Here is a 5,395-nt window from a genome sequence, read left to right on the forward strand (position 1 = left end):
CCTCCCCGAGCAGGGCGCGGGCCCGACGCACCATGCCGCTGGCCGTCCTCGCCCTACTGACCGTCCTCCTCGGCGGCTTCGCCGCCTTCGCCGCCGGCCGCGCCGACGACCTGCGCGACCGGCCCGCCGCGCGCAACACGGCCCTCACCGACATCGCCCGCACCAGCGAGGTCAAGGGGCAGGTCACCACGGCCGTGGAAGCCGTCTTCTCCTACAACTTCGCCGACGCCGGCGCGCTGGACCGGGCCGCGAAGACGCACCTGACCGGCCGGGCGGTCCAGCAGCACGGCGAGATGCTCGCGGCCGTCGTCAAGGAAGGCCCCAAGCAGAAGCTGGTGCTGACCACCACCGTCACCGGGAGCGGCGTGGAACAGATCGACAAGGACCGGGCCCGTGTCCTCGTCTACGCCGACCAGAGCAACACGAGCACCGCGACCAAGGAAGAAACGACGTACGCCGCCGCCATGCTCGCCGTGGACGCCGTCCACAAGGACGGCACCTGGCGCATCGCCGGCATCGACACCTTCGGATCCGGCTCATGAGGCCCGGCAGCAGGCGGCTGCGCCGCGGACTGGCCGGGACCGCGGCGGCCGTCGCCGCCATGACGGCGCTCACCGCCTCGCAGGCGCCCGGACTCGTACCGCCCCGTCCCGTCGCCGACGGCAACAGCGCGTCGGATGCCGGTACTTGGCCGGTCACACCCAACGACGACTCGTACCACGTCGAACTGCCGCCGCTGGCCGTACCCGTCCCGCCCGCGCCGGTACCCGGCTCGGGACCGGCCGTGCGGGTGGACCCGGTCCACGCCGAGTCCGGCATCCCGGCCACCGTCCTCGCCGCCTACCGTGGCGCCGAGGCACGGATCGGGCGCAGCGACCCCGGCTGCCGGCTGCCGTGGCAACTGCTCGCCGCCATCGGCAAGGTGGAGTCGGGGCAGGCCTCCGGCGGCCGCGTCGACGCCGCCGGCACCACGCTCTCGCCGATCCTGGGCCCGGTCCTCGACGGCAACGGCTTCGCGCACATCGCCGACACCGACAACGGAGCCTGGGACGGCGACACCCGGTACGACCGTGCTGTGGGACCGATGCAGTTCATACCGTCCACCTGGGCGAACTGGGGGCAGGACGCGAACGGCGACGGCCGCAGGGACCCCAACAACATCCACGACGCCGCGCTCGCCGCCGGCCGCTATCTCTGCGCGGGCGAGCGGAGCCTCGCGGTCAAGGCCCACCTGGACCGGGCGATCCTCAGCTACAACCACTCGCAGGAATACCTGCGCACGGTGCTCGCCTGGCTCGACTTCTACCGCAAGGGCGTCCACCCGGTGGCCGACGGCCGGGGCGTGGTCCCCGGCAGCCCGGGCGCCGGCGGCGGCACACCGGCCGAGCGGCCAGTCGGTGACGGTGACGGTGACGGCGACGGCGGCGACGGTGGGGGAGGGGCCGGCGGCGACATCATCATCGGACCGCCGGGCGGCGCCCCGGCGCCGGTGCCCTCGCCGACCCGCGACACGAGTCCCCGGCCACGGCCGAGCGTGCCCGATCCGGATCCGTCGCCCGCCCCGTCGCCGGATCCTTCACCGGATCCGTCGCCCGACCCGTCCCCCGACCCCTCGCCGGATCCTTCACCGGACCCGTCCCCCGATCCTTCCGAGCCGGACTGCCCCACACCGTCCCCGTCCGAGCCGCCGGGCGAGTCACCGGCTCCACCCGCCACACCGCCGCCCGGCCCGGACGACGGCCCGGATCCCGGCGACGACCCCTGCTCACCCGCCTGACGGCGGCAGCACCTGGGCCAGGTCGTAGCTCACCGGCTCCTCCAGCTGTGCGTACGTGCAACTGGAGGGGTCCCGGTCCGGGCGCCACCGCCGGAACTGCGCGGTGTGCCGGAAACGGTCACCCTCCATGTGGTCGTAGGCCACCTCCACCACCCGCTCGGGCCGCAACGCCACCCACGAGAGGTCCTTCTTCCCGGACCAGCGGCTCGGCGCTCCCGGCAGCCGCGCGCTCGCATGTGCGCTCTCCTCCGCCCAGGCGGCCCACGGGTGGCCGTCCACCGGATCCATGAGCAGTGGCTCCAGCTCCGCCACCAGCTCCTCGCGCCGCTTCATCGAGAACGCCGCGCAGACGCCGACGTGCTGGAGTGCCCCCGAGTCGTCGAACAGCCCGAGCAGCAGCGAACCGACGACCGGGCCGCTCTTGTGGAAGCGGTAGCCGGCGACGACGACGTCGGCGGTGCGCTCGTGCTTGACCTTGTACATCAGCCGGGTGTCCGGCCGGTAGGGCAGATCCAGCGGCTTGGCGACGACGCCGTCCAGCCCCGCCCCCTCGTACTGGTCGAACCACTGCTGCGCCACCTCGACGTCGGTGGTCGTCGGCGTGAGATGCACCGGCGGCCGGGCGTCCGCGAGGGCCGCCTCGAGCCGCTCCCGGCGCGCCCTGAACGGGGCGTCCATGAGCGACTCGTCGTCCAGCGCGAGCACGTCGAAGGCGACGAAACTGGCCGGCGTCCGCTCGGCGAGCATCCGCACCCGGGAGTCCGCCGGATGGATACGCTCCGTGAGCCGGTCGAAGTCCAGCCTGCCTTCGTGCGCGATGACGATCTCCCCGTCGATGACGCAGCGCGCGGGCAGATTCTCCGAGAGCGAGGCCACCAGCTCTGGGAAATACCTGGTGAGAGGCTTGCCGGTGCGGGAACCGATGACCAGCTCGTCCGCGTCACGGTGCACGATCGCCCGGAAGCCGTCCCATTTCGCCTCGTAGTGCATTCCCGGCGGAATCTTTTTCACGGCCTTGGCGAGCATCGGCTTCACGGGCGGCATCACGGGCAGATCCATGGGTCGATTCTGCCCGATATGCGGCATAACCGTGCTCGGCCTACCGTGGCCCACATGGGTGCAGCGGTGGAACTGGAAGCAGGCGGGCGGAGCGTACGGCTGTCCAATCCGGACAAGATCTACTTCCCCGCGCGGGGATTCACCAAGCTGGACGTGGCCCAGTACTACCTGTCCGTCGGGCCCGGCATCCTGCGCGCGCTGCGCAATCGGCCCACCACCCTGGAACGCTACCCGGAAGGCGTCGAGGGCGAGTCCTTCTTCCAGAAGCGCGCCCCCAAGTACCTCCCCGACTGGATCCCGACGGCCCACATCTCCTTCCCCAGCGGACGCACCGCGGACGAGATGTGCCCCACCGAGGTCGCCGCCGTGATCTGGGCCGCCAACCTCGGCACGCTGCCCTTCCACCCCTGGCCCGTACGCAGGGACGCCGTCGACCACCCCGACGAGCTGCGCATCGACCTCGACCCGCAGCCCGGCACCGACTTCAAGGACGCCGTCAAGGCCGCCCTCGAACTGCGCCCGCTGCTGGAGGAGCACGGCCTGCGCGGCTGGCCCAAGACCTCCGGAGGCCGCGGCGTCCACGTCTTCGTGCCGATCGAACCCCGCTGGGAGTTCACCGGCGTACGCCGCGCCGCCATCGCCGCGGCCAGAGAGCTCGAGCGGCGGATGCCGGGGCGGGTCACCACGGCCTGGTGGAAGGAGGAGCGCGGCGAGCGGATCTTCGTCGACTACAACCAGACAGCCCGCGACCGCACGATCGCCTCCGCGTACTCCGTCCGCCCGAACCCGAACGCGCTCGTGTCCGCCCCGCTGCGCTGGGACGAACTCGAAGACGTGTCCCCCTCGGACTTCGACCTGGCCACGATGCCGGGGCGGTACGCGGAACTGGGGGACGTGCACGCCGACATGGACGACCACGCGTTCTCGCTGGACAGCCTGCTGGAACTGTCGCGGAAGGACGAGCGCGACCACGGGCTGAGCGACCTGCCGTACCCGCCGGACTATCCGAAGATGCCGGGGGAACCGAAGCGGGTGCAGCCGAGCCGGGCGAAGAAGCCGGCGGGCTGAGCGGTTGTCGCCGGAGGGGGTGGGAGCCGGTCCAGGGTGGGACCCACCGTCCGCTCCGCTTCCCCAGTGGGGCGGCCCGAGGCCGGGCGCGTTTCAGGCCGCGCAGCTTGTCAGGTAGTCCGTCAGGGAGCGGCGGGGCGTCCAGCCCTGGGTGCGGGCGCGGGACACGTCGAGGACGACCGTGTGGGCGAGCTGGTCCACGGCGTAGCGGCTGAGTGCCGGCTCGGTGCCGGCGCGGCGTGCGGCGGCCTCCGCCGTGCGGGCCGCGAAGTCGGCGAGACCCAGCGGCAGATGCCGGAGCCGGGCCGTCACCCCATGGGCGCGCAGGACCTGGTGCAGGGCGGCGTCCCTGGCGTACGGCCGGGGGTCGGCGATGTTGTACGCGCCGGGAGGCCAGGCGGGGGCCGCGAGACAGGCGTCGGCCAGGTTCTCGACCGCCGTGAGGCTCAGCCGTACGTCCGGGCCCGGCAGCAGCAGCGTGCCCGCCCTGACCCGGGACAGCAGACGCGGCAGGAGCTGTGTGTCACCCGGGCCGTAGACGGCACGGGGTCGCAGCACCACGGCGCCCGCTCGGAGAGCGAGTTCCTCGCCGGCGGCCTTGGTGCGCCCGTACGCGTTGAGGTGCCCGGTCCGTGGATGGTCCTCGCGGATCAGGCGACGGTCGAGGCGGGGGTCGTAGACGCTGGCGCTGCTCACCCACACCACGGGACGATCGCCGGCCGCTGCCAGCAGCCGTGCGGTGCCCCCCACGTTGACCGCGTGCATCCGCGCCTCCGCGCCGGAACCGGGCAGCGGGTCGCCCACGGCGGCCGCGCAGTGCACCACCTTGTCGACGCCGGACAGGTCGGGCCGGCCCGACGAGGCGTCCCAGAACCGGAACTCACCGACCGGTCCCGGACGGCGGCCCAGGCACACCACGTCGGCGCCCTGCGCCGCGGCGGCCCGTGCGACGTGGCCGCCGCAGAAGCCCGAGGCGCCCGTCACGGCGATGCGGGTCATCGGGCCACCTCCGCGGAGGAACGGACAACCAGCTTCCGCCAGCTGGGGAGGGCTGCCCCGCGGTCCACGACGGCCCTGACGACGACGGGGCGATGGGCCGACAACGCCCCTAGCACGTCGGCCAGTTGAAGCCGCGCGAGTCGGGCCCCGGGACAGGTGTGCGGGCCGGCGCCGAAGACGAGACGGGCCACGTCCGGGGCGGCGGGCCGCTCGGCGTCGGGGCCGCTGCCGTGCGCGTCCACCGCATGACGGGCGACCAGCAGCAGACGGTCGCCCGACCGCACCGGGCAGCCCGCCACCACCCCGTCCGCCGCGGCGACCCGCGGCAGCAGCGGTGAGGCCGCTGTGACCCTCAGCAGTTCGTCCACCAGGGGCAGACACAGTCGTTCGTCCGCCGCCTGGTCCCACAGTCCGGCGTCCGCGCACCATGCCACCGCCCGGGGCAGCGCGGCGAGCGTCGTGTTGACGGCGGCGACCGCCACCATCGCGGAC

Annotated in this window: 5 protein-coding genes and 1 pseudogene; 3 read left to right on the forward strand and 3 right to left on the reverse strand. The window is 73.4% G+C overall.

The features are described 5' to 3' along the window. Positions 1–542: hypothetical protein (locus ACWGH4_RS30595; RefSeq protein ID WP_453466626.1), on the forward strand; the 542-nt coding region annotated here is incomplete at its 5' end. After that, complete coding sequence (locus ACWGH4_RS30600; RefSeq protein WP_453466628.1) at positions 539–1,777, forward strand: lytic transglycosylase domain-containing protein; 1,239 nt, start codon at positions 539–541, stop codon at positions 1,775–1,777. The genes ACWGH4_RS30595 and ACWGH4_RS30600, both read left to right, overlap by 4 nt. Here the strand turns inward: ACWGH4_RS30600 and ACWGH4_RS30605 are convergent. After that, on the reverse strand, positions 1,766–2,836 hold the full coding sequence (locus ACWGH4_RS30605) for an ATP-dependent DNA ligase (protein ID WP_453466630.1): 1,071 nt from the start codon (positions 2,834–2,836) through the stop codon (positions 1,766–1,768). The genes ACWGH4_RS30600 and ACWGH4_RS30605 overlap by 12 nt on opposite strands. Before the next feature lie 54 nt (positions 2,837–2,890). On the opposite strand from ACWGH4_RS30605, the gene ligD reads away from it, so the two are divergent. After that, the gene (gene ligD, locus ACWGH4_RS30610; protein WP_453466632.1) at positions 2,891–3,904 is read left to right on the forward strand and encodes a non-homologous end-joining DNA ligase; all 1,014 of its coding nucleotides are present in this window, start codon (positions 2,891–2,893) and stop codon (positions 3,902–3,904) included. A 93-nt stretch (positions 3,905–3,997) separates the two neighbouring features. On the opposite strand, the gene ACWGH4_RS30615 is transcribed toward ligD, so the two are convergent. Continuing rightward, a complete protein-coding gene (locus ACWGH4_RS30615; protein ID WP_453466634.1) occupies positions 3,998–4,903 on the reverse strand; it encodes an NAD-dependent epimerase/dehydratase family protein in 906 nt (301 codons plus the stop codon). Continuing rightward, a pseudogene (locus ACWGH4_RS30620) lies at positions 4,900–5,395 on the reverse strand (cytochrome P450); the annotation flags it as partial. The gene ACWGH4_RS30615 and the pseudogene ACWGH4_RS30620, both read right to left, overlap by 4 nt.

Source organism: Streptomyces sp. NPDC054847 (assembly GCF_053610925.1).